The following is an 18,570-nucleotide window of genomic DNA, read 5'->3' as shown; positions in this document are numbered from 1 at the left end:
CGAGGCGGTGACCGCGCTACGGCAGGCCCTCCACGCCACTCCCACCGACCACGCCCACCGCATCGGGTGCCTGTCCAACCTCGGCAACGCGCTACAGGTCAGATTCCAGCACTTCGGAATTGGTAGGGACCTGGACGAGGCGGTGACCGTCCTGCAGCAGGCCGCCGACGCCAGCCCGGCCGGCCATCCCTCCCGTCCTCTTTGCCTGTCCAACCTCGGCAACGCGTTACGGTCCCGTTACGACCGCACCGGCAGCGCTGCCGACCTCGACGAGGCCGTGCGGATCGGACGACAAGCGGTCGAAGCCGCCCCCACCGACCACCCGAACCGGGCAATCTACCTGACGAACCTCGCCATGGCCCTGTTCGGCCGATACGTCCAGGTCGAGGCCGACGCGGACCTGGACGAATCGATCGACATCGCGCGGCAAGCCGTCGACGCCACTCCCCGAGACCACCCTGACCGAGCGCTGCGGCTGTCCAACCTCAGCCTGTCGCTGGAGACCCGGCATGAACACACCGGAGTGAGCACCGACCTGGAGGAAGCGGTGGAAGTCGGGTGGGAAGCGGTCCAGGCCACCCCCGCCGGCCATCCGGACCGGGCACGAACCCTGTCGAACCTCGGCGCGGCGCTGCACACCCGGTTCACCCGAAGCGCCGACGCCACAGACCTGGACGGCGTCGTACAGGCGTGGGCACAGGCCTGCGCGTCGACTGCCGCGCCGGCCTCGATGCGGGTGGCGGCCGCGAGCCGCTGGGGGCGGGCCGTTGCGCGGGCGCGAGGCCCCGCCGCCGCCACCGAGGCGTACGCCGCCGGCATCGACCTGCTACCGCTGATGGCCTGGCGCGGCATCGATCATCCCGACCGGCAGCACCTCCTGGAAATCCACGCCGCCTCCCTGGCTCGCGACGGCGCCGCCTGCGCCGTCGACGCCGGTCGACTCGACCTCGCCGTCGAGTTGCTCGAACACGGCCGAGGCATGTTCTGGTCCCAGCTGCTCGGCACCCGCACTGACCTGACCGCACTTCAGCGGGCCGACCCCGACCTCGCCGAGCAACTCCACCGCTGCCGTGCTGTCCTCACGCGTCCCGTCCCGACCGGCGACCACCATTCGGCACCGTCCGGCGAAACGCGGCTACGAGCCGCACGGCGCTTCGAGGAACTTCTCGACCTCGTCCGCGCGCTGCCCCCGACCGAACACCTTCCCCACCCGGATCGGTTCCTCAGGCCCCCACCCGTCCACGCCCTGCTGCCCGAGCCCGGCCAGGACCCGACGGTGATCGTCAACCTGAGTCGATGGCGCTGCGACGCCCTCGTCCTCACCCACGGAGGCGTCGAACTGGTCGAACTGCCCGACGTGACCGAGAAGCAGGTCGTCACCGAGGCCAACCGATACCTCGACGCCCTGCACACCTTCGAAACCGGCCGTCGGGACAACACGGACCGGTTCATCCTCGAAATGGCGATCACTGCCACTTTGGAATGGCTGTGGGACCACATCACCCGCCCCATCCTCGACGCTCTCGGCCACGCCACCGTCCCCCGCGACCGATGGCCCCGACTGTGGTGGTGCCCCACCGGAGCCCTCACCGTGCTCCCCCTGCACGCCGCCGGCTACCACCACACCACGAACACCGTCCACGACCGGGTCATATCCTCCTACACTCCGACCCTGCGGGCACTGCACGAGGCACGCGTACGACCCGAGTCCACGCAACCGCGCGAGATCCTGGTCATCGCCATCCCCGAAACCCCCCGACGCGAGCCGCTCCGGGGCGCCAGCATCGAACAGGACCTGATCTGCGCGAGCTTCCCCGCAACCCATCGAACTCTCCTGACGGGCCCCCACGCCACCCACGACACGGTTCTCGCCGAAATCAGCCGGCACCGCTGGTTGCATGCCTCCTGCCACGGCACGCAGAACATGGCCGGCCCCACCGAGGGCGGCCTATTGCCGTACGACTGGGACACCGCCGGCCCGATCAGCGTCACCGACCTGACCGCCGCCCGCCACCTCGGAGGCGAATTCGCGTTCCTGTCCGCCTGCAAGACCGCGACGGGTGGGGCCACCACCCTCGACGAAGCGATCACCGTCGCCGCCGCCATGCAGCACGCCGGATGGCGACACGTGATCGGCACGCTATGGCGCGTCTGGGACGAATCCGCGGCCACCATCAGCCGTGAGGTCTACGCCCACCTGGTCCGAGACGGCCAGCTCGATCCCGCCCACGCCGCCTGGGCCCTGCACCGCGCCGTCCGCACACTACGCGACGACGCCCCCCACAGCCCCAGCATCTGGGCACCGTTCATCCATGCGGGCCCGTAGCGAAGCCACTCGGACGACGACCAGTCCGGAGCTCTCGCGGATGTGCAGGCGGGTGCCCGGCGCCCAGCCGAGCGTACGAATAATCGTCCGATCGGCGATACGACCACTGACATCGATTGCCGCCACGCCGTACACCATTGTGCCGGCGCCCGGCGTCGGCAGGACCGGCAGCGGCAACGGCGGCGGCGACGCGCTCCCCCGGGCTGCTGACGGTGGGACTTCTCCTGGTCAGCCAACCTCACGGGCGGGATGACCGGAGCCACAGAGCGATCAACCACGACTACCGCCCCGATCGATTCAGGGTCGGTCGAGGGCGTCGCTGCGCTGAGATGTGCGCGGTCAAACGCGCTTGACCACCGGTACGCGATACACAGCATGGATGCTGCAAACTGGTGTCCGAGGGGTGCCGTCGACCACGAATCCATGATTGTCGTTCGCGGCGAGCTGCGACTCACGCCCAGGTGACCCGACCGCTGGCGTCGGCGAGCAGGTCGAACGAGCTCACGAGCGCGCCCTGCTCTCGGCGGCGGCCGATGACGTACCACCGCGGTCCCGGTCGGCCGGATGGGCACTGGTGGCAGCGGTGGCCGTGCTCGCTGGCCTGGCCGCGGCGATCGCACGCGAGCGGCGCCCGTGAGTTCATGACCGGGAGCCGGGCGGGGCGTCGCGTCCCGGGGTGACCAGGCCACTCTCGTACGCGACCACCACGGCTTGTGCTCGGCTGGCGAGGCTAAGCTTGGTCATCGCCCGATGTAGGTGGGTCTTGACCGTCGCCTCGCTGACCACCAGTCCGCGTGCGATGTCGCCGTTGGTCATGCCGGTGCCGACCAGCCGCAGCACCTCGATCTCGCGAGCGGTGAGCCCCCGCAGGTCAGGTGGTGGCGTTTCGGGGAGGTGGGAGTCTCGGGTGTATGCCTCGATCAGGCGTCGGGTGACCGTGGGGGCGAAGAGCATGTCACCGGCCGCCACGGTCTGGATGGCCGCGATGAGGCGATCCGGTGGCGTGTCCTTGAGGAGAAATCCGCTGGCGCCGGCGCGCAGAGCGGCGTAGACGTACTCGTCCAGGTCGAACGTGGTCAGCACGAGGACCCGTGGACGGTGCGTCGCGTCGGCGAGGATGCGTTCGGTGGCGGTCACCCCGTTCAGGCGTGGCATCCGGATGTCCATCAGGATCACGTCGGGACGGCGAGCCTCCGCCTGGATCACCGCCGTCTGGCCGTCCTCGGCCTCACCGGCCACGGTGAGACCCGGTGCGGCATGGATCAACGCGGCCAGCCCGGCGCGAATCAGCACCTGGTCATCGACGACGAGCACGCTGGTCATGCACGGCCCTTCCCTGGCTCAGTCCACTCCGCTTCCGCGGCCGGCGTGGGTAACGTGAGCAAGACCTCGAATCCACCATGTGGCCGGCTGCCGGTGACGAGAGTTCCACCATAGACTCGGGCGCGTTCCCGCATACCGATTAGTCCGTGCCCGCGCTTGGCGTCGTCTTGTGATTCGGCCATGCCGCGACCCGCATCGCTTACCCGAACTACGAATCGGTCGGCAACGTAATGCAGAGTCACTGTGGCGCAGGTCGGGCCGGCGTGCCGCAGGACGTTGGTCAGGCACTCCTGGATCACGCGGTACGCGCACAGGTCAAGGCCGGCCGCGAGGGGGCGTGGCACGCCGACCACCACCACCTCGACCGGAACGCCCGCCCCGCGTACCCGCTCCACCAGCTCGTCGAGGCGGTCGATGCCCGGTGAGGGTTGGTAGGTCTCGCCGTCGGGCGCACCGTCGACCTCGTCCGCGTCGACGTGCAGCACCGCCAGCACCCGACGCATCTCCCGCAACGCCTCACCACTCGTCCGCAGGACCGTCTCCAGCGCGGTGCGCGAGGTTACCGGATCGGACTCGAGTACGTACCTGGCCAGCCCCGCCTGCACGGAGATGACCGACATGTGGTGCGCGACCACGTCATGCAGCTCTCGCGCGATGTGCACCCGCTCCTCAGTGACCGCACGGAGGGCCCGCTCCTCGCGGTCGCGGCGCAACCGCTCCGCGAGTACGGCGAGGCGCCGGTTGCGCTCTGCCAGTTGCTGGGCGCGGTTCCCGAAGTGCCATACGACAGCAGTCCAGACCACGCTCTGCGCCAAGGCAGCCCACGCGAAGCCGGTGCCGAGGGCGAGTCCACCGTATAGCCATACCGTGGCCACCACAACGGCGGCGATCACGCTTATCCGGGATGGCCGGTGGGCGGCCACCGTGTACAGCGCCAGCAGAGCTCCCGCGCTGTTCACCACCGGCCAGTAGCCGGCGGCGATATACCCCACCCAGAGTGTGCAGTACAGGAGCAGCACGGAGCTGGGAGCCCGCCGGCGCGCCACCAGAGTCGCGTTGACCAGGCATGTCAGTGCGTAACCCACGCCGTCGAGCCCGCGGAACTGCTCCGGCGGATCCTGCCGGCCGAGCACCAGGCTGACCGCGGCGGTCGCCCCCGCCAACGCCACATCTGCCAGCAGCGGATGCCGGTCCGACAGTTGCCTCAGGTGCGCCACCGCTCGCATGCCCGCGAAGGTTAACGGGGCGGGCGGCGGCGCCTACGACAAGGGTTTACCGGACGTGCTCTTTGTTCAACCACTGGTAGCAATACATCAATCGATGGATGGATGATGTGACACGGCATGATTTCGTACCTTCGTTCCCAGCCACAGCCACTCACCGGAGGAGGCGAGGATGGGACGACGCGGTCGGGCGACAGCACTTCCGTGGACCGGCTTGACCCTGACTGCCGCATTGTTGGCGTCCGGATGTTCGGGGACCGCCGTGGAGGCGGACCACTCCCATGGAGTCCCGGACCTGCCGCCACCCGGGGCAGCCACCTCAATTGTCCTGCCACTGGACGACTATGTGATCAGCCCCGAGGAGCAGGAGCGGGCGGATCGAGCCCAGGCGGCACTGGAGGTGTCGTGTCTGAGCCGGTTCGGCCTGACCTGGTCCGGGCCGGACGACTCGGATCTGTTGGCCGGCCGGGCGATACTCGCCGCAGGGCTGGCCGAGCGGTTTGGGCTCGTCGATGAGGCGCAGGCAGTCGCGCATGGCTACCACCCGCCGCCCTGGAGTGCACGGGGGTTGGTCGCCTCGCAAGAGCACGCTCACCACCACGAGCCTCCGGCGGGTGTGGCCGAGGTGCTGTTCGGACAAAAATCCACTATAGATGGCGATTCGGTGCCGGCGCAGGGGTGCCGGGGTGAGGCCTCTCGCCAACTTTCGGCCAACACCCGTCCGCTGGCCACCATTTCGCCTGTCACGCGCCTGGAGGCGGAGGCGGCGCGGGAGGCCGCCACCGATGACCGGGTTACCGCGATGTTCGACGCTTGGAGCGCCTGCATGGCGGAGGCCGGCTACCACTACTCGACACCGATGAGTGCCGCCCGGGACCAACAATGGCGCCGCGCCCCGAAACCGTCGTTTCAGGAGATCGCTGTGGCCGGAGCGGACGTCGCCTGCAAGACAGCGGTCGGCTATTTGGACACCATAGTGGAGGCCACCGCCGAGTCCCAGCGAACCCTCATTGAGTCTTACGTTGACGAGCTGGATCGGGTGAAGCAGTCGCTCACCGTCGGGGCGCACAACGTCACCATGGCTCTCAGCTCGCACGTCCCGTCCGACCAGGGGAGGTGGAGCCCAGCACATCGATGAAGGCCTGTCAATCGAAACTTGGAGCGGAGGAGACTATGCGACGCAGGATCATCGCACTACTAGCCGCAATCGGCATCGGCACAGCGGCTCTGTTGGCCGCACCGACCCCGGCGAGCGCCCACGGGGTGAGCCAGGGCAACGACTACGCCCGACATTCGTACAACGGTAGAGTCCTCACCATCTGTGACGCGGAAAACGACGGGCACCGGGTCTGGGCGGGGTACTACACCAGCGCGTCGTACTCGTACCAGATCGCACCTGTAATCTACGGCAGCGACACGTCGGGCGTGGACTGCACCAGGTACACACTCTCCCACGTGCTGACGAACCTCCGGGTCGTTGAGGACAAACCAGGCAGCAGCAGTAACTACTACGGGTCGTGGCATGGCTACCCGGTAGCGGGTACCTGACAAACTCCGGGCCAGGGCACTCACGGCAGCGCCGCTGATCATGGATGCCCTGGCCCGGCAGCATGCCGGGCGCGGCAGTATGGAGTTTGTGACCACCGATCCGCCTCTCCCGCTGCTCGGCCCAGCGGGCGTCGACCAGTTGCATCGGCGGAGACAAGTGCGCACCGGCCGGCAGATCCGTACCGGCAAACAGCGCCCCAGCACATCGAATCGATACAGTAGTATCGCCTGACGCTCGACATGAGCGCTCGCGGCGGCGAGCTCCGGCCGCAGGATACCCAGGTAATCAACTCTCTTGACGTTCCATTCCGCCTCAGCGATCTTCCGCCGAACATTCGCCGCGTAGTTAATACTCCAGCCGCACCTGGTGGAGTTGGAGTCTTTGCTGGTAGTGGGTTGTTCTAGTACCAACGCCGTTCAGTTAGCCTCGATCATTCGCGCTCGGCGTGTGTCGGGTTGATCCGGCGCCGGTCATCGTTGGGTGTCGATGGTTTGCCTGGGAGGGTGTGGTGTTGGGCCGTCTGTCGCGGCGGTGGGCGTTTCTCCTGGGTTCCTCCGGTCGTCGGGATTTGGGCTGTGGTGGGTCAGCCGGGTGCGGGGATGGCCGCGATCCGGTGGAACGCGGCGGTGATCTGCTCGGGCCAGGGCCAGGTGGTCGGGATGCGCAGGCGTCGGTGGCGTTGGCCTCGGATGAGGCGGGCGGCGGTGTGCAGGACCCGGCAGGGGCTTTGTGTAGTCGCCTGAGACTGCTTCTGACCTGGGATTTCGCAGGGTCGTCGGCCTGATTGGAGGGTGACGTAGGACGGGTGCGGTCCTTCGGTGATCATGGAGTTGCTGAGACAACATGACACCGAGAAGGACTACACCCGCGCATGTCATCATCGCTGATCGACGTGATCCGTCACCATGCCCCTGCCCTGCCCGGCTCCTCGACTGCTGGCGGTGAGGCGTTTGGCCTGTTGGAGGCCCTGGCGAGGGTTCCCGATCCGCGTGACCCGCGTGGTGTCCGGTACCCGCTGGCGAGCGTGCTCGCGGTTGCGGTGTGCGCGGTGATGGCCGGGGCTTGCACGTTCGCTGCGATCGTCGACTGGGTCGATGATCTCGATGCGCCGGCGTGGGGCCGGCTCGGGTTCACGGGTCGGGTGCCGGTGCTGACCACGGTGTGGCGGCTGCTGGTCCGCGTCGATGCCGAGACGTTGACGGTCCTCGAGCACCCTCGGACAGTCCGGGTTCGCGTCGGTAACCGCCACCCGGGCGTGACCTTCAGCGTGGTCAGCGCCCCGTGGAGAGGTTGAACCGCAGGTACCAGACCAGCGGACCGCCAGAACTATCACCTCAGGCAGGAACCGGAACCCGACGAACGCCGACGACGGCGGGGACCAGGACCGGACACGAGACGAGACGCGCACCTCTGCAGACCACACCAGGCATGTCGGAGACGATCACGATTCGATCAACACGACGGACCTCACACCAACTGATCATCACCCCCGTCGATCATGAGGTTTCGCGTAGGGTTCAACACATTTGTCACCGCCAGCCTCATGATCAACGGAAGATTCTTCCGTTGGGGGTAAATCGATCGGGGCGCTGATGCGTAAACCCCGTGTGGAACGAGAACGGAAGGACTTCGCGGACTTCTATCAGCGCTTCCGAGACAACTGCCTTCGTGCCGTACTAGCTGGTACGGGCGATCGCGCGCTGGCTGAAGATCTGGTCGCTGAGGCGTTCGCTCGAGCCTGGGCCTCCTGGCCACAGCTGAGCCAGCATCCGGCACCGGCGGCGTGGGTGGTGCGCACCGCCCTCAACATCCGGGTGTCCTGGTGGCGGCGACGCCGGCGGGAGGTGGCCCTCGACGGCCATGAGCGGGCTTCCCTCATGGAGGACGACCCCGACATGAATGACGCCCTGCTGGCCGCCGTTCGCCGGCTACCGCGGCGGCAGCGTGAGGTGGTCGCGTTACGTATCTGGCTCGACCTGGACACCAGGTCCGTGGCTGCGGTGTTGGGCATCTCCGCCCAAACCGTAGCCGTCCATCTGTCTCGTGCCACCGCAACCCTGCGGACGCAGCTCGCGCCCGCAGCCCGTTAGGAGAATCGATCATGAATGACGATGAGGTGTGGGACGCGGTGAAACAGACCCTTTCCGACGTACAGATGGATCGCCCGGTCGAGGCGATTGAGCAGCGCGGCCGAGCCCGGCGGCGCAACCGCCATGTGTTCGGCCTGGCCGCCGGCGGTGGCGTCGCGGCCGTGGCCGCGCTCGCACTGGCCCTGCCGATGGCCACGGGATCCTCCGGCACGGCCCCGGCTCCGACCGGCCCGGACAATCAGGCCGGGGCCGCCTCCCCGGCACCGGCAGGCAACACCAAGCTCGTGTCCCTGGCAGCCAACCTCACCGCAGACAACGCCTCGCTGCCGGGTGACGCGTCACTGATCATCGAGAAGGTCGATGCCCGTCGGGGCACCGTGCCATCTCGTACCCGGTACCACCTGTACACCGACAGCGGCGAGTACTACTACACGGAGGCCAGGAACGAATTCCCACGGGTGATCGCTCGTGGCGAGAACCTCGGCAACGGCTTCCACACCCGAGGGGTGGCGGCGGCGCGGTACGCGGCAACCGGTGACCTCGCCAAAGCCCGGGAGCAAATGATCAACTCCGTGTACGACGAGGGGAAGTCCCCTACCGGCGCCGAGCAGGACCGAACGGACATCCTTCGGCAGAAGGGAGTCGCAAACCCGTCGCCGCTCACCGATGAGGACCGGGAAAAGATCGCCGCCAACCACCTCTGGGTCAACAGCGTCGACGTGCTCTCCGCAGGGGGAGGCGACCCGAAGGTACGGGCGGGCGTGCTTCGCCTGATCTCCACCATCCCCGATGTCACCGTCGTGGATTCGACGACCGGCGGGCAGCCCACCCTGACCCTCACCGCGAGAGTGTTTGGGAACGACACCCAACACGTGCTGATCATCAACGCCCAGAACGGGGTGCCGATCAGCTCCAAGGTGAACTCCCCGGAGACGGAAACCTCCTTTGTGAGAACCTTCAAGGTCTCCCGCGTGACGGTGGCCGACATCAGCGCCGGCAAGTCCTGACCCTCAATCCTGTGCCGTGCGCGCCGTCCGCACCACTTGGACGGCGCGCACGGACCGCGCCTATGGACAACGCGTCGCTTGAGTAGCTGGAGATGCAGTTCCTGCAGCCCTTTCCAGGCTCCGTCGGGGACATGTTGTATTCCGTGCTCCGGGTGATCCGGCACGGTCAGCCGTAGGCGTACTCGTCGATGTCCAGCTCGGCGCCTGTGAGCCGCAGGAACTGCAGCGTCCGCCGGTCAAACTGCCAGCCCAGCAGCTGATGCTGTCCGGGAAGCTTCTCCAGCCCGTCAACCGGCCCGGACAGGTCTTCCGGCTCGCCCGCAGGCTGCGCGAAACCCGCACGACTTGCAGGACGGCCGATCCTGGACCACCGTCTGTCCGGTCGAGTTCTGCCGCGAGCACGCCGACCTGCGGCGCGTGCACGAACAAACGATCAACGATGTGTGCAATCTGCTCGTCAACGGTTAGCCGCTGAAGCTGCTGTCTTGTGGTGTCCGCGAGCAGGAAGTGGAACAGGCCCCAGAACACCATTCCAGCCAGGCACATCATCGACAAGGCAATTCCGACCTGACGACCGGGCGCGGCAGAAGAGCAGTGCCTGGCGCTAATCGAGCGCACGCCAGCTGTTCCCGCCGCCGGGCCACCCTGGCGGGCGGACCTGCCGAAGCCGGAACGGCGCCCTCAAAGGATGGGTGCGCGGCGTTCTCGTCGTGATCGGCGCACGAGCGGGGCTGCTCCCTTGCGCGGTGACCGCTCGGCCACCTCCTCGGGCAGGGTCCATGGATCCACCGGCGCCGACCTCGCCATGGTCGACGCCTTCACCACCGGGTGACGGCGGGCAACGACGGGCAGGTCCTTGATACAGGATGTGGTACCGGCCGGATGAGTGAGCCTTTCCGAGTATGGGTCCAGTCACTTGGAGTGGCCGATGTGGTCAAGCGGTCCAGACGCGCCCGGATCCGTTGCGGTGCAACGAAAAGACGCAGAACCCCGGTATGAAGGTGGTCCTTTCCGGGATCACCGTCATCGAGGTTCTGCGTCGCTGTGAATGTCACATACACCGCCATCCTGCCCGTACGCGAGGCGACCGTGTCGTTCCTGTCCGGCCTTCTGCACGCCGAACGGCAGCGGCTGGGCACCCGTGCCGGGACCAGGTCGTTGAGCTGTTTCAAGCAGGCTGTCCTGGTGATCCGGTGGCTGGTCGACGGCACCCGCATCTCGCAACTGGCCATGGACAACACGATCAGCCGGTCGACCGGGTACGCGTACCTGCATGAGGGCCTCACCGTGCTCGCCGCTCAAGCGCCCGGTCTGCACTCGGTGTTGCTGGCCGCGAGGATGGCCGGCTACGCCTACGTCAGCATTGACGGCACGCTGATCGAGACGGACCGGTGCCGCACCCCCGGGCCGACACCTGGGGTGGATCTGTGGTGGTCGGGCAAGCACGACAACCACGGTGGGAACGTGCAGGTCATCACTGCTCCGGACGGATGGCCGTTGTGGACCTCACCGGTACGTCCCGGCCGTGAACACGACACCACCGCGTTGCGTGAGCACGGCATCCTGCCGCTGCTGAGCACCTTCACCGACGGCAACCTACGGGTCCTCGGTGATCTCGGCTACGAAGGCGAAGCCGACACGATCACGGTGGCGTTCAGGAAGCCGAAGAACGGTGCCTGCACCGAGGTGCAGCAGCAGTTCAACAAGGCCCACAACGCGGTCCGCGCCATCGGTGAACGCGGGAACTCCCTGCTCAAGACCACCTTCAAAGCGCTACGCAACGTCAGCCTATGTCCCTGGAGCATCGGCCGGATCACCGCCGCAGCCCTGGTCCTGCTCCACATCGACCACGACCGCACAACATGATCACCCAACGCCACCAACCGTTACTCGGAAAGGCTCAATCAGTACCTCACCGAACGCGGCTGTTCGGTGGTGGGTGTCGACCTGTCGCCGGGCATGGTCGCCATGGCCCGACGCAACCACTCCGGTCTGGTCGTCACTGTGGGCTCGTTGACCGAGCTGCCGTACCAGGACGGCCAGTTCGCCGGCGTGATCCTGTGGTACTCGATCATCCACACGCCTCCTGCCGGCCAAGCGCGCATGTTCGCAGAGCGACTATGCGCCTCCAGCCGGGCACTGGAGGGGGCCGGCGTCAGTTCGCAGTCGCGCGTGTATGTGGACGTCGTGCCACCCGTCGGCGTGTCGCAGGTAACCGCGTAGGGTGCCCTCGATGCCGAACGCGGCCTTGTGCGCGACCCGGCATGACGCCGTGTTGGCGATCGAGTGGACCAGGAAGAGCCGGTGCATCCGCAGCGTGCCGAACGCCCACGATGTCAGCGTGTGGACCGCGCGTACGGCAACGCCTCTCCCGCGGGCAGCGGGCAGGATCCAGTACGAAAGTTGCGCTGACGCTTCCGACAACATGATCGTCCGAAGACCGACCTGGCCGACGACTTGATCATCCGTGCTACGGACGATGGCCCAACTGGCGTCTGATTCGTTCGCCCACCGCCCGGCCCAGTGCGCGATCCAGCCGTGCGCTTCGTCGTCGCTGTCCATTCGGCGTACATGCCACCGTTGTATATCGGGACAGGCGAACGCGGCCCGGACAGTCGCGGCGTCGGCGGTGCACCACGGCCGTAGGACCATGTGCTCATCGATGCCAAGACGGGGCTGTCCGGTGGTCCGGAGGGAACCGGTGGGCAGGGCAGGGTCGACGAGGAGTGGCATGACTCCATCATCGCCAATCAGCGAATCGCCGCATGTTGGATGCCGCCGCCCTTGGTCACGTTCTGCGACGCCCGGTCGGCCAGATCAGGATGCCGGCGTGGTGCCGGCCAGGGCATCGAAGTTGGGTACGACTATCCGGTTTGTCTGATGCTGCGCTGGAGGGTCGCGCATCTGCCTGCCGGCCCCACCTGTCGATAGGGTGTCGCCGTGACGATCACCGTTCGGCAGGCAACGGAGCACGATCTGATCGCGTTGGGAACGTTGTACGCCGAGCTGCATCCGGCTGATCCGATGCGTAGTAGGCGTCGCCGATCACGCCGACCGGGTAGTCGAGGGACGGGCTCAGCCGCGCCAGTTCCCGGACCGCCGCGAACTCGTCACAGTCTGTTCGCGCAGCTACCGCCTGCCCCACCAAACGCCCGACCAACTCGCTGGCCTCGTCTGCGGGCAGCTCAGTGATCGCAAGGTCAGCCAGCAACTCTGGCACCAACTGGTCCAGAACCCAAGGCGACGCCATCCGAGACAGGCCGGCAAGCTCCGTGACCGCTTCCCCTGCGCCCCTTGTGAGCACTCCGTTCACCACTCCACTGCCTCCGGCTTCGGCACCATCCGCACCCAACATCACGCCCCGACGTCCGGGACGCCCGACCTTTGCTATTCGGCGACGACCGGCCGCCAGCACCTGCCCTGATCCCACCTTCGATCACGAGCGCTACGCGGCAGATCCGTGCAGTCGGAGTTGGTAGACCGAGGTTCAGCCAATCCCCATGGATCGTCAGGACGGATGCCGCCGTCCGGTCGACAAGCGATGGTGACGGGCTGATGATCTTTACAAGGCTCGAAAGCCGTGCGAGCGTCGGTCTGTGCCTCCCATCGGCCTCAGCAATTCGGCAGACGAATCACCGCAGGCTCCGCTCGGGGTCCTCGGGGTCCTGTTCCTGACGTTCGCCCTCGGAAACTTCGTCCTACGGCTGTGGGCCGAGCGCCGGCTACGAGCAAGCAGAACGCTGCCGGGACCATTCAGATTACTTCGCCTGTTCGTCAACCACCCGAAGCTCTTCTTCGGCGCCCTGTGCACGCAGATCACGATCGGCGTCCTGCTGTTGGTCACTGCCATCGTCACGACCGATCGTTGAGAGTCGGGTCTACCGTCGACGGCAGGACTCTCTCGAGGGGTGGTCTCCTCAGCGCGCCCGCCCGGCGGCAGAACAGTACGCCTGATCTTGGCAACGACGCGGGATGATGAGATCGTGTTGATCAGTGAGACGGAGGTGCTGCTGACGTCGATGCTTAACCTTGCCGGGGTACGCCCCAGCGAGGTTTCCGCCGTCGACGTGCGAAGGACGGTCGAGGTCTTCCGTCGGTTCGCGGCCGCCCCGGCCGATGACGCCGCGTCGCCCGAGGAGGACGGCGACGGGATCCTCGCCCAGACCGGGACAGTTGACTTCGACGGCGTGCGTGAGTTCAGTGCTGATCTCACCCGGCAGCTCATCGAGGCCGCCGACCAGGAAGTGATCTGGCAACTGCGCTGCACGCTCCACTGGACACCCAGTGCCGAAACCGAAGCACTCGGGTACAGAGTCCTATGGTCCTTCGGCATGCCTCTCGACGACTTCTTCGCCAAGGCTCTCAGCCTTCCCGGCTGGGCATGGGCGCTGGCCGGCGTACAGGCACCTCGGCATCTCACGATCGAACTCGATCGAGTCTGAGCGCACCTCTGCGGGCCGAGCGCGTACCGGCCAGAGGGCCGGGCAGCGCGATGCGGCGTGCGGAGCTTGATGCCTGATGACGAGCCGCCTGCACGATCGGCGGCATGAGCGCGCACGTGATCATGCGTAGACCGAATTCTACTTGTGTGCCGATTCCGTCAGCGCGTGGTCATCGGCGGGGTACCCAGGCGCTCAGGCCGTCGCGTTCCCGGCGGATGGCGTCGGCATGGGACAGGAACAGCGGGCCGAAGCGGGTGAGGGAGGCGGATACCGCCTCCGCCTGATCGAACATCCGGGCCGCCAAGGCCACGTGGCCGGTGATGGTGACGAGCCGGCTGGCGACACGCACCGCCTCCGCGTACTCGCTGGCCTCGTGCGGTGAGTGAGAGGCGAAGACCTCCAGGATCTTCAGTGTCTGGGCGGCCCGCTCGATCACCTCGTCCAGGTCATGGGCGATCCTGGCGTAGTCACCGGCGACCTTGGCCTCGGCGAATTCGTCGACCTTCGCTGCGTATACGAACTGGTTCAGCCGGGCCGTCGCGTGCATGGCCGGCACGCCGGCCGCTTCGCCTGCTGCGCGGTGGACTCGTGCGAGGGCCTCCGCTGCCTCCGGAAGCTGGTCGGCCATTCTCAGGATCGGCACGAGCACGCCGAGCCAGTAGGTGATCTCGGCCACCACGGCGTCGGGGTCCAGAGCCGGATCGGGATGGTCCAGCAGCGATCGGCACACCGTCCAGCAGCGCAGGGCGTCGTCCCGGGCGGCTGGTAGCTCGTCGCCGGTCCGGCCACCGGCCCGTCTCCACAGCGCCCGGGCCAGCCGGAAACGCCCGCCGGGTACACCGCTGTCGGCTAGGGCTTCTTCGGCCGCGGCTGAGTCGTGGGCCGCTTGCAGCGCATGCATGCTACCCGGCTCGAGTCGAGCCGACTCGTCGGCGCGAATGGCCAGCGAGTCAGCGGTTTCGATGTCCATCGAGCCATTCAACCAAGGCCGGGCCACGAACTGCCCCGGCTGTATTGCCGGTCTTCGGGTGTTTGAGTCGGACCTGCGTGCTTTGCTCTGTCCGCGGTGGCCGACCTCCGTTTCGAGGGGCGTCGAGGATTCATGTTGGGGGCGCCTCTGTCTGTTGCTGGTTCGCTCGCCACACATCCGGCAGACCCCGACAACTGGCGGCGAAAGGCGATTCGGGGCTGACGTCAAGGAACTGCGGCGAACGTCCGACACATTCTGAAAGCAAGATCGGACACACCCCTCGAGTCGACCAGACCGCGTCGGTGAGCGAGGGCGACCGCGTCGGCGACGAGTTGCGCGCGCATGTGTGCGGCCATCGCGTGGCCGATGACTTCGCGGGTGTGCAGGTCGATGGTGGTGGCCAGGTGGAGCCAGCCCTCGGCGGTGGGTAGGTAGGTGATGTCCCCGACGAACCGCTGCCCAGGGGCCTCGGCGGTGAAGTCCCGCCCGATCAGGTCCGGCGCCGGCGCGACGGTGGTGTCTTGCTTGGTCAGCGAGCGGCGTCGGCGGCGGGTGATCCCGACGATGCCGCGTTCGCGCATGATCCGCTCGACCCGTTGCGGTTGACCCGCCGGCCACGTCGGCGCAGCTCGACGGCCACTCGCGGTGAGCCGTAGGAGCCCGGTGCCCGCCATGGATCGCGGCGATCTCGGCGGCGAGCTGATCCTCAGCTGCGGCACGCTGCTCACGGGCCGGCTGAGCGGCCCGCCACTCGTAGAAGCCGGGACGTCGTACCGCCAGGACGCGACACAGCCGCTGCACGCCGTAGTCGGCGCGGTGTTCGGAGATGAACCGGTAGCGGAGGGTCATCGACCCATCTCCTTGGCAAAATAGGCCGCTGCCTTGCGCAGGATCTCCTTCTCGACCTCCAGCTCGGCGACCTTCTTGCGCAGTCGACGCAGCTCGTCGCGTTCGTCGGCGCTCACCGGATCCTCGCCGCGACCGCGACCGCGTCCACCGGCATCGGCGGTCTTCGCGGCGCTGACCCAGTTCCGCAGCGTCTCATGATTGACGCCAAGTTCCTGACCGACCTCACGCAGTGACCGACCCGACGAGCGGACCAGATCAACAGCGTCTTTACGGAACTGCTCAGGGTACTTCGATGGACGTGGCACCAGGCCATCCTTCCCCCAGACCACTGTCTGGGCTCAGGGTGTCCGGTCCGCAGGGGGAACTTCAGCCGAGCTGGCGACCTCGCTGCGCCAGGAGGCCGCCACCGGCCGGATTTTCCTGGCCGCCGTCAGCAACCAACGCGACACCATCAGGGCCACCATGACCGGCGACGCGCTCACCGTTTCCGGTCGAGGCGCGTTCGCCACCGGCTGCGCGGTCCCGGACCGCCTGCTCGTCAGCGCGATCCGCGACGACCACACGGCACGCCTGGTCGTCGTCACACCTGGTGTCGGCGGCGGAGTCTCGCATCCACCAGACTGGGACAACCTGGGCCAACGCTCGACGGCGAGCGGAAGCATCGCCTTCGACAACGTCCGGCTCGCCCGAGGCGACGTGCTGGGCACGTTCCCGGCCGGCGAAGAGGAGTCCGACCCCCGCCGGCTACGCCTGTCCCTCGTATCACTGGCCTTCCAGGCGACTCTCACGCAGGTCCTCATCGGCATCGCGGACGGCGCGCTCGACGAGGCCGCCAGGTACACGCGGAGGCATTCGCGCCCCTGGCCCGCGAGCGGACTGGAGCGGGCCGTTGACGACCCGCACGTGCTCGCAGGTTAGGAGAACTCGCCGCGACACTGGACGCGGCCCGCCTCCTGGCCGACGACGCGACCCGCGCCTTCGCGGAGGCCGACACCCGGGGTCTCGCCCTGACCCCGACCGAACGTGGCCGGGCGGCGCTGACCGTCTCTGCCGCGAAGGTCCTGTCCAGCCGGCTGGCGACCGAGGCGACCAGCCGGATCTTCGAGTTCACCGCCGCCCGGGCAACGGCCCGTGTGAGCGGCCTCGACCGGTTCTGGCGCGACGCCCGCACGCTCACCCTGCACGACCCTGTCGCATACAAGGCCCGGGAACTCGGAACCTTCCTCCTCACCGGTCGGTACCCACCCATGACGGCATACAGCTGATTAGGGTCTGGTCGCGTCGCGATTGGTGGCTACGTGAGCGGGGTCTGGTGTTCCCCCGGGCCGCGGTCGCGGGTCAGGCGGGTACGACCTGGGCGGTCGACTGCTCCGCGATCTGGAGGGCGGCCTCCGCGTCGGCCGTGCCGGCTCCGGTGCGCGGGCCGCCCGTCGCGAAGTCGGCGAACGCCTCGGCCTGGCGGAGCAGAGCCTCGAAGAAGACCCTGTCGCCGTCGGCCGGATCCAGGAAGAGCGTGCGCTGGTGGTCACGGGTGCCGAAGACCTCGACCGCGGCGATACACGGCGAATACAGCGACGCTTCTCTGGTCCTGCGCGGATTCCGGGTGAGGGTTGGGAAGTCGTCCCGGCCCAGGACGGGGATGTCCTGGGCCGGATCCGAGCCTCGGCTGTCGGTCCTGCCGATCAGACGAAGTTCACGCTGCTGCACCACATGTAGGTCTGGTCGAGGTGCGATGCCTGCCAGATGACGAATACGACGTGCTGTCCGGTGTATCCGGAGGTCGAGATGTTGAACGAGATGTTCTGCGCCGGCGCGTACCGCCCGGTCTGCGTGATGAAGTCGAGGTTCCCCCAGCCGAGACTCTGGGTGGCGGGGTTGAACCCGTTCTTGCTGACGTAGACCCGGAAGAAGTCAGCGCCGTGGCTGGCCTGGTCGTACAGCTGGATGGTGAAGTTGCGGCTGACGTTTGTCGACCTCCACTGTCCCGGCTGGTTCAGGCTGTTGTTCCTGGAGAGGCCGTTGCTGCACAGCTGCCCGTTGGGGGTGCGGCCCTGGAAGTTTCCGCCGAGGCCGTCGCGCAGCGCGCTCATCCAGTTCCACATGGTGTCGGGATTGGCCTGGAACGCCTGATAACACATCGGGTCTTGCTGCTGCATGGCCGGGTTCGTGTGGTTGCTGCCCCAGTTCTGCCAGCACTGGTAGGCGCGAGATGCCGGGTTGATGATGGTGCCGTGGGCCTGGGCCGCGCCGGCCCAGGGCAGCATGCCGACCATCATGGCGAGCAGCAGGACGAGCGCCCGAAGGGGTTGACGGACGGCTGACCGGGATTGCCCGACGGGTTGACCGGGCTCGTGGGTATGCATGGTGCATCCTCCGATCTTCGTGCGGATGACTTGGGAGCGCTTCCAACAACAGGACCGCATCGGTGGGCGTGAATGTCAGAATAATCTGTTTGGCGCGAGTGTGTGTTCAGTTGGCACCAACCGCGGTGTGTCGCCTACTGGGGTCAGAGTCCGGCGGCGGTGTCGTATCGGCGGCGTAGGTCGGCCATTTCTGCTGGGGCGAGGGCTTCGGTGAGTGCGAGTTCGGCGTAGGTGTGGGGGAACATCTGGCGGAGGCGGTCGACGTAGCTGATGTTGTCGGTGGCCTCGACGACCTGGATGGTGGGTGGTTGGGTGGTGGTGTCCATGATCAGTGGGCCGGCGAGTTTGACTGCCCAGTCCCAGGGGCCACGGCCGTTTCAACATCATCCGGCAAGGCCGAGGATGGTGAATGGCCTGTTCATGTCGCG

The 18,570-nt window shown here is 67.3% G+C and carries 20 protein-coding genes and 1 pseudogene; 12 read left to right on the top strand and 9 right to left on the bottom strand.

The window, feature by feature from the left end; translation table 11 throughout:
- Nucleotides 1-2,326: CHAT domain-containing protein (locus tag ACFHWY_RS26245; RefSeq protein ID WP_416582929.1), on the top strand; the 2,326-nt coding region annotated here is incomplete at its 5' end.
- Nucleotides 2,327-2,965: 639 nt separating this feature from the next.
- Here ACFHWY_RS26245 and ACFHWY_RS26240 read toward each other — a convergent pair.
- Nucleotides 2,966-3,649 (bottom strand): response regulator, encoded by a 684-nt coding sequence (locus ACFHWY_RS26240; protein WP_416582928.1) that lies wholly within the window; start codon nucleotides 3,647-3,649, stop codon nucleotides 2,966-2,968.
- Nucleotides 3,646-4,875: a sensor histidine kinase gene (locus tag ACFHWY_RS26235; RefSeq protein ID WP_416582927.1), complete on the bottom strand. Its 1,230-nt coding sequence runs from the start codon at nucleotides 4,873-4,875 to the stop codon at nucleotides 3,646-3,648. Before ACFHWY_RS26235 ends, ACFHWY_RS26240 begins: the two co-directional genes overlap by 4 nt.
- A 259-nt stretch (nucleotides 4,876-5,134) precedes the next feature.
- Between ACFHWY_RS26235 and ACFHWY_RS26230 the strand changes: the two genes are divergently transcribed.
- From ACFHWY_RS26230 to ACFHWY_RS26200, 7 genes and pseudogenes are all read left to right on the top strand, one after another.
- Entirely contained in the window at nucleotides 5,135-6,010 is an 876-nt protein-coding gene (locus ACFHWY_RS26230; protein WP_416582926.1) for a hypothetical protein, read from the top strand.
- A gap of 35 nt (nucleotides 6,011-6,045) precedes the next feature.
- Complete coding sequence (locus ACFHWY_RS26225) at nucleotides 6,046-6,420, top strand: hypothetical protein (protein ID WP_416582925.1); 375 nt, start codon at nucleotides 6,046-6,048, stop codon at nucleotides 6,418-6,420.
- A gap of 872 nt (nucleotides 6,421-7,292) precedes the next feature.
- Nucleotides 7,293-7,715: a transposase family protein gene (locus tag ACFHWY_RS26220; protein ID WP_416582924.1), complete on the top strand. Its 423-nt coding sequence runs from the start codon at nucleotides 7,293-7,295 to the stop codon at nucleotides 7,713-7,715.
- 298 nt (nucleotides 7,716-8,013) lie between these two features.
- Nucleotides 8,014-8,511: a sigma-70 family RNA polymerase sigma factor gene (locus ACFHWY_RS26215; protein WP_416582923.1), complete on the top strand. Its 498-nt coding sequence runs from the start codon at nucleotides 8,014-8,016 to the stop codon at nucleotides 8,509-8,511.
- Nucleotides 8,512-8,522: 11 nt separating this feature from the next.
- Nucleotides 8,523-9,518: a hypothetical protein gene (locus ACFHWY_RS26210; protein ID WP_416582922.1), complete on the top strand. Its 996-nt coding sequence runs from the start codon at nucleotides 8,523-8,525 to the stop codon at nucleotides 9,516-9,518.
- A 1,044-nt stretch (nucleotides 9,519-10,562) separates the two neighbouring features.
- Nucleotides 10,563-11,384 carry a transposase family protein gene (locus tag ACFHWY_RS26205; protein WP_416582921.1) on the top strand — a complete coding sequence of 274 codons (822 nt, stop codon included), beginning with the start codon at nucleotides 10,563-10,565 and terminating at the stop codon, nucleotides 11,382-11,384.
- Nucleotides 11,385-11,429: 45 nt separating this feature from the next.
- Nucleotides 11,430-11,741, top strand: a pseudogene (locus ACFHWY_RS26200) (class I SAM-dependent methyltransferase); the annotation flags it as partial.
- Here the strand turns inward: ACFHWY_RS26200 and ACFHWY_RS26195 are convergent.
- Complete coding sequence (locus tag ACFHWY_RS26195; RefSeq protein WP_416582931.1) at nucleotides 11,637-12,170, bottom strand: GNAT family N-acetyltransferase; 534 nt, start codon at nucleotides 12,168-12,170, stop codon at nucleotides 11,637-11,639. The pseudogene ACFHWY_RS26200 and the gene ACFHWY_RS26195 overlap by 105 nt on opposite strands.
- Before the next feature lie 944 nt (nucleotides 12,171-13,114).
- On the opposite strand from ACFHWY_RS26195, the gene ACFHWY_RS26190 reads away from it, so the two are divergent.
- Entirely contained in the window at nucleotides 13,115-13,387 is a 273-nt protein-coding gene (locus ACFHWY_RS26190; RefSeq protein ID WP_416582920.1) for a hypothetical protein, read from the top strand.
- A 114-nt stretch (nucleotides 13,388-13,501) separates the two neighbouring features.
- Nucleotides 13,502-13,960, top strand: coding sequence for a hypothetical protein (locus ACFHWY_RS26185; RefSeq protein WP_416582919.1), 459 nt, complete (start codon nucleotides 13,502-13,504; stop codon nucleotides 13,958-13,960).
- Between the two features lie 169 nt (nucleotides 13,961-14,129).
- Here ACFHWY_RS26185 and ACFHWY_RS26180 read toward each other — a convergent pair whose 3' ends face one another.
- From ACFHWY_RS26180 to ACFHWY_RS26170, 3 genes are all read right to left on the bottom strand, one after another.
- Complete coding sequence (locus tag ACFHWY_RS26180) at nucleotides 14,130-14,930, bottom strand: hypothetical protein (protein ID WP_416582918.1); 801 nt, start codon at nucleotides 14,928-14,930, stop codon at nucleotides 14,130-14,132.
- 224 nt (nucleotides 14,931-15,154) lie between these two features.
- Nucleotides 15,155-15,511: a DDE-type integrase/transposase/recombinase gene (locus ACFHWY_RS26175; RefSeq protein ID WP_416582917.1), complete on the bottom strand. Its 357-nt coding sequence runs from the start codon at nucleotides 15,509-15,511 to the stop codon at nucleotides 15,155-15,157.
- Between the two features lie 264 nt (nucleotides 15,512-15,775).
- Nucleotides 15,776-16,084 (bottom strand): transposase, encoded by a 309-nt coding sequence (locus tag ACFHWY_RS26170; protein WP_416582916.1) that lies wholly within the window; start codon nucleotides 16,082-16,084, stop codon nucleotides 15,776-15,778.
- A gap of 157 nt (nucleotides 16,085-16,241) precedes the next feature.
- Between ACFHWY_RS26170 and ACFHWY_RS26165 the strand changes: the two genes are divergently transcribed.
- Nucleotides 16,242-16,697, top strand: a complete 456-nt coding sequence (locus tag ACFHWY_RS26165; RefSeq protein ID WP_416582915.1) for a hypothetical protein — start codon at nucleotides 16,242-16,244, stop codon at nucleotides 16,695-16,697.
- Nucleotides 16,698-16,714: 17 nt separating this feature from the next.
- Complete coding sequence (locus tag ACFHWY_RS26160; RefSeq protein ID WP_416582930.1) at nucleotides 16,715-17,044, top strand: acyl-CoA dehydrogenase family protein; 330 nt, start codon at nucleotides 16,715-16,717, stop codon at nucleotides 17,042-17,044.
- A 73-nt stretch (nucleotides 17,045-17,117) separates the two neighbouring features.
- On the opposite strand, the gene ACFHWY_RS26155 is transcribed toward ACFHWY_RS26160, so the two are convergent.
- The 3 genes from ACFHWY_RS26155 to ACFHWY_RS26145 form a co-directional block, all read right to left on the bottom strand.
- Nucleotides 17,118-17,486 (bottom strand): hypothetical protein, encoded by a 369-nt coding sequence (locus tag ACFHWY_RS26155; RefSeq protein ID WP_416582914.1) that lies wholly within the window; start codon nucleotides 17,484-17,486, stop codon nucleotides 17,118-17,120.
- A complete protein-coding gene (locus ACFHWY_RS26150) occupies nucleotides 17,462-18,142 on the bottom strand; it encodes a lytic polysaccharide monooxygenase auxiliary activity family 9 protein (protein ID WP_416582913.1) in 681 nt (226 codons plus the stop codon). Before ACFHWY_RS26150 ends, ACFHWY_RS26155 begins: the two co-directional genes overlap by 25 nt.
- Nucleotides 18,143-18,285: 143 nt before the next feature.
- Nucleotides 18,286-18,468: a hypothetical protein gene (locus tag ACFHWY_RS26145; protein ID WP_416582912.1), complete on the bottom strand. Its 183-nt coding sequence runs from the start codon at nucleotides 18,466-18,468 to the stop codon at nucleotides 18,286-18,288.
- Nucleotides 18,469-18,570: the final 102 nt, after the last annotated feature.

Origin of the sequence: Micromonospora sp. LOL_024, assembly GCF_048060415.1 — a bacterium.
In the GTDB taxonomy this organism is placed as follows: domain Bacteria; phylum Actinomycetota; class Actinomycetes; order Mycobacteriales; family Micromonosporaceae; genus Micromonospora.
The sequence above is the reverse complement of the archived record's forward strand: the minus strand, read 5'-3'. Positions and strand labels throughout refer to the sequence as shown.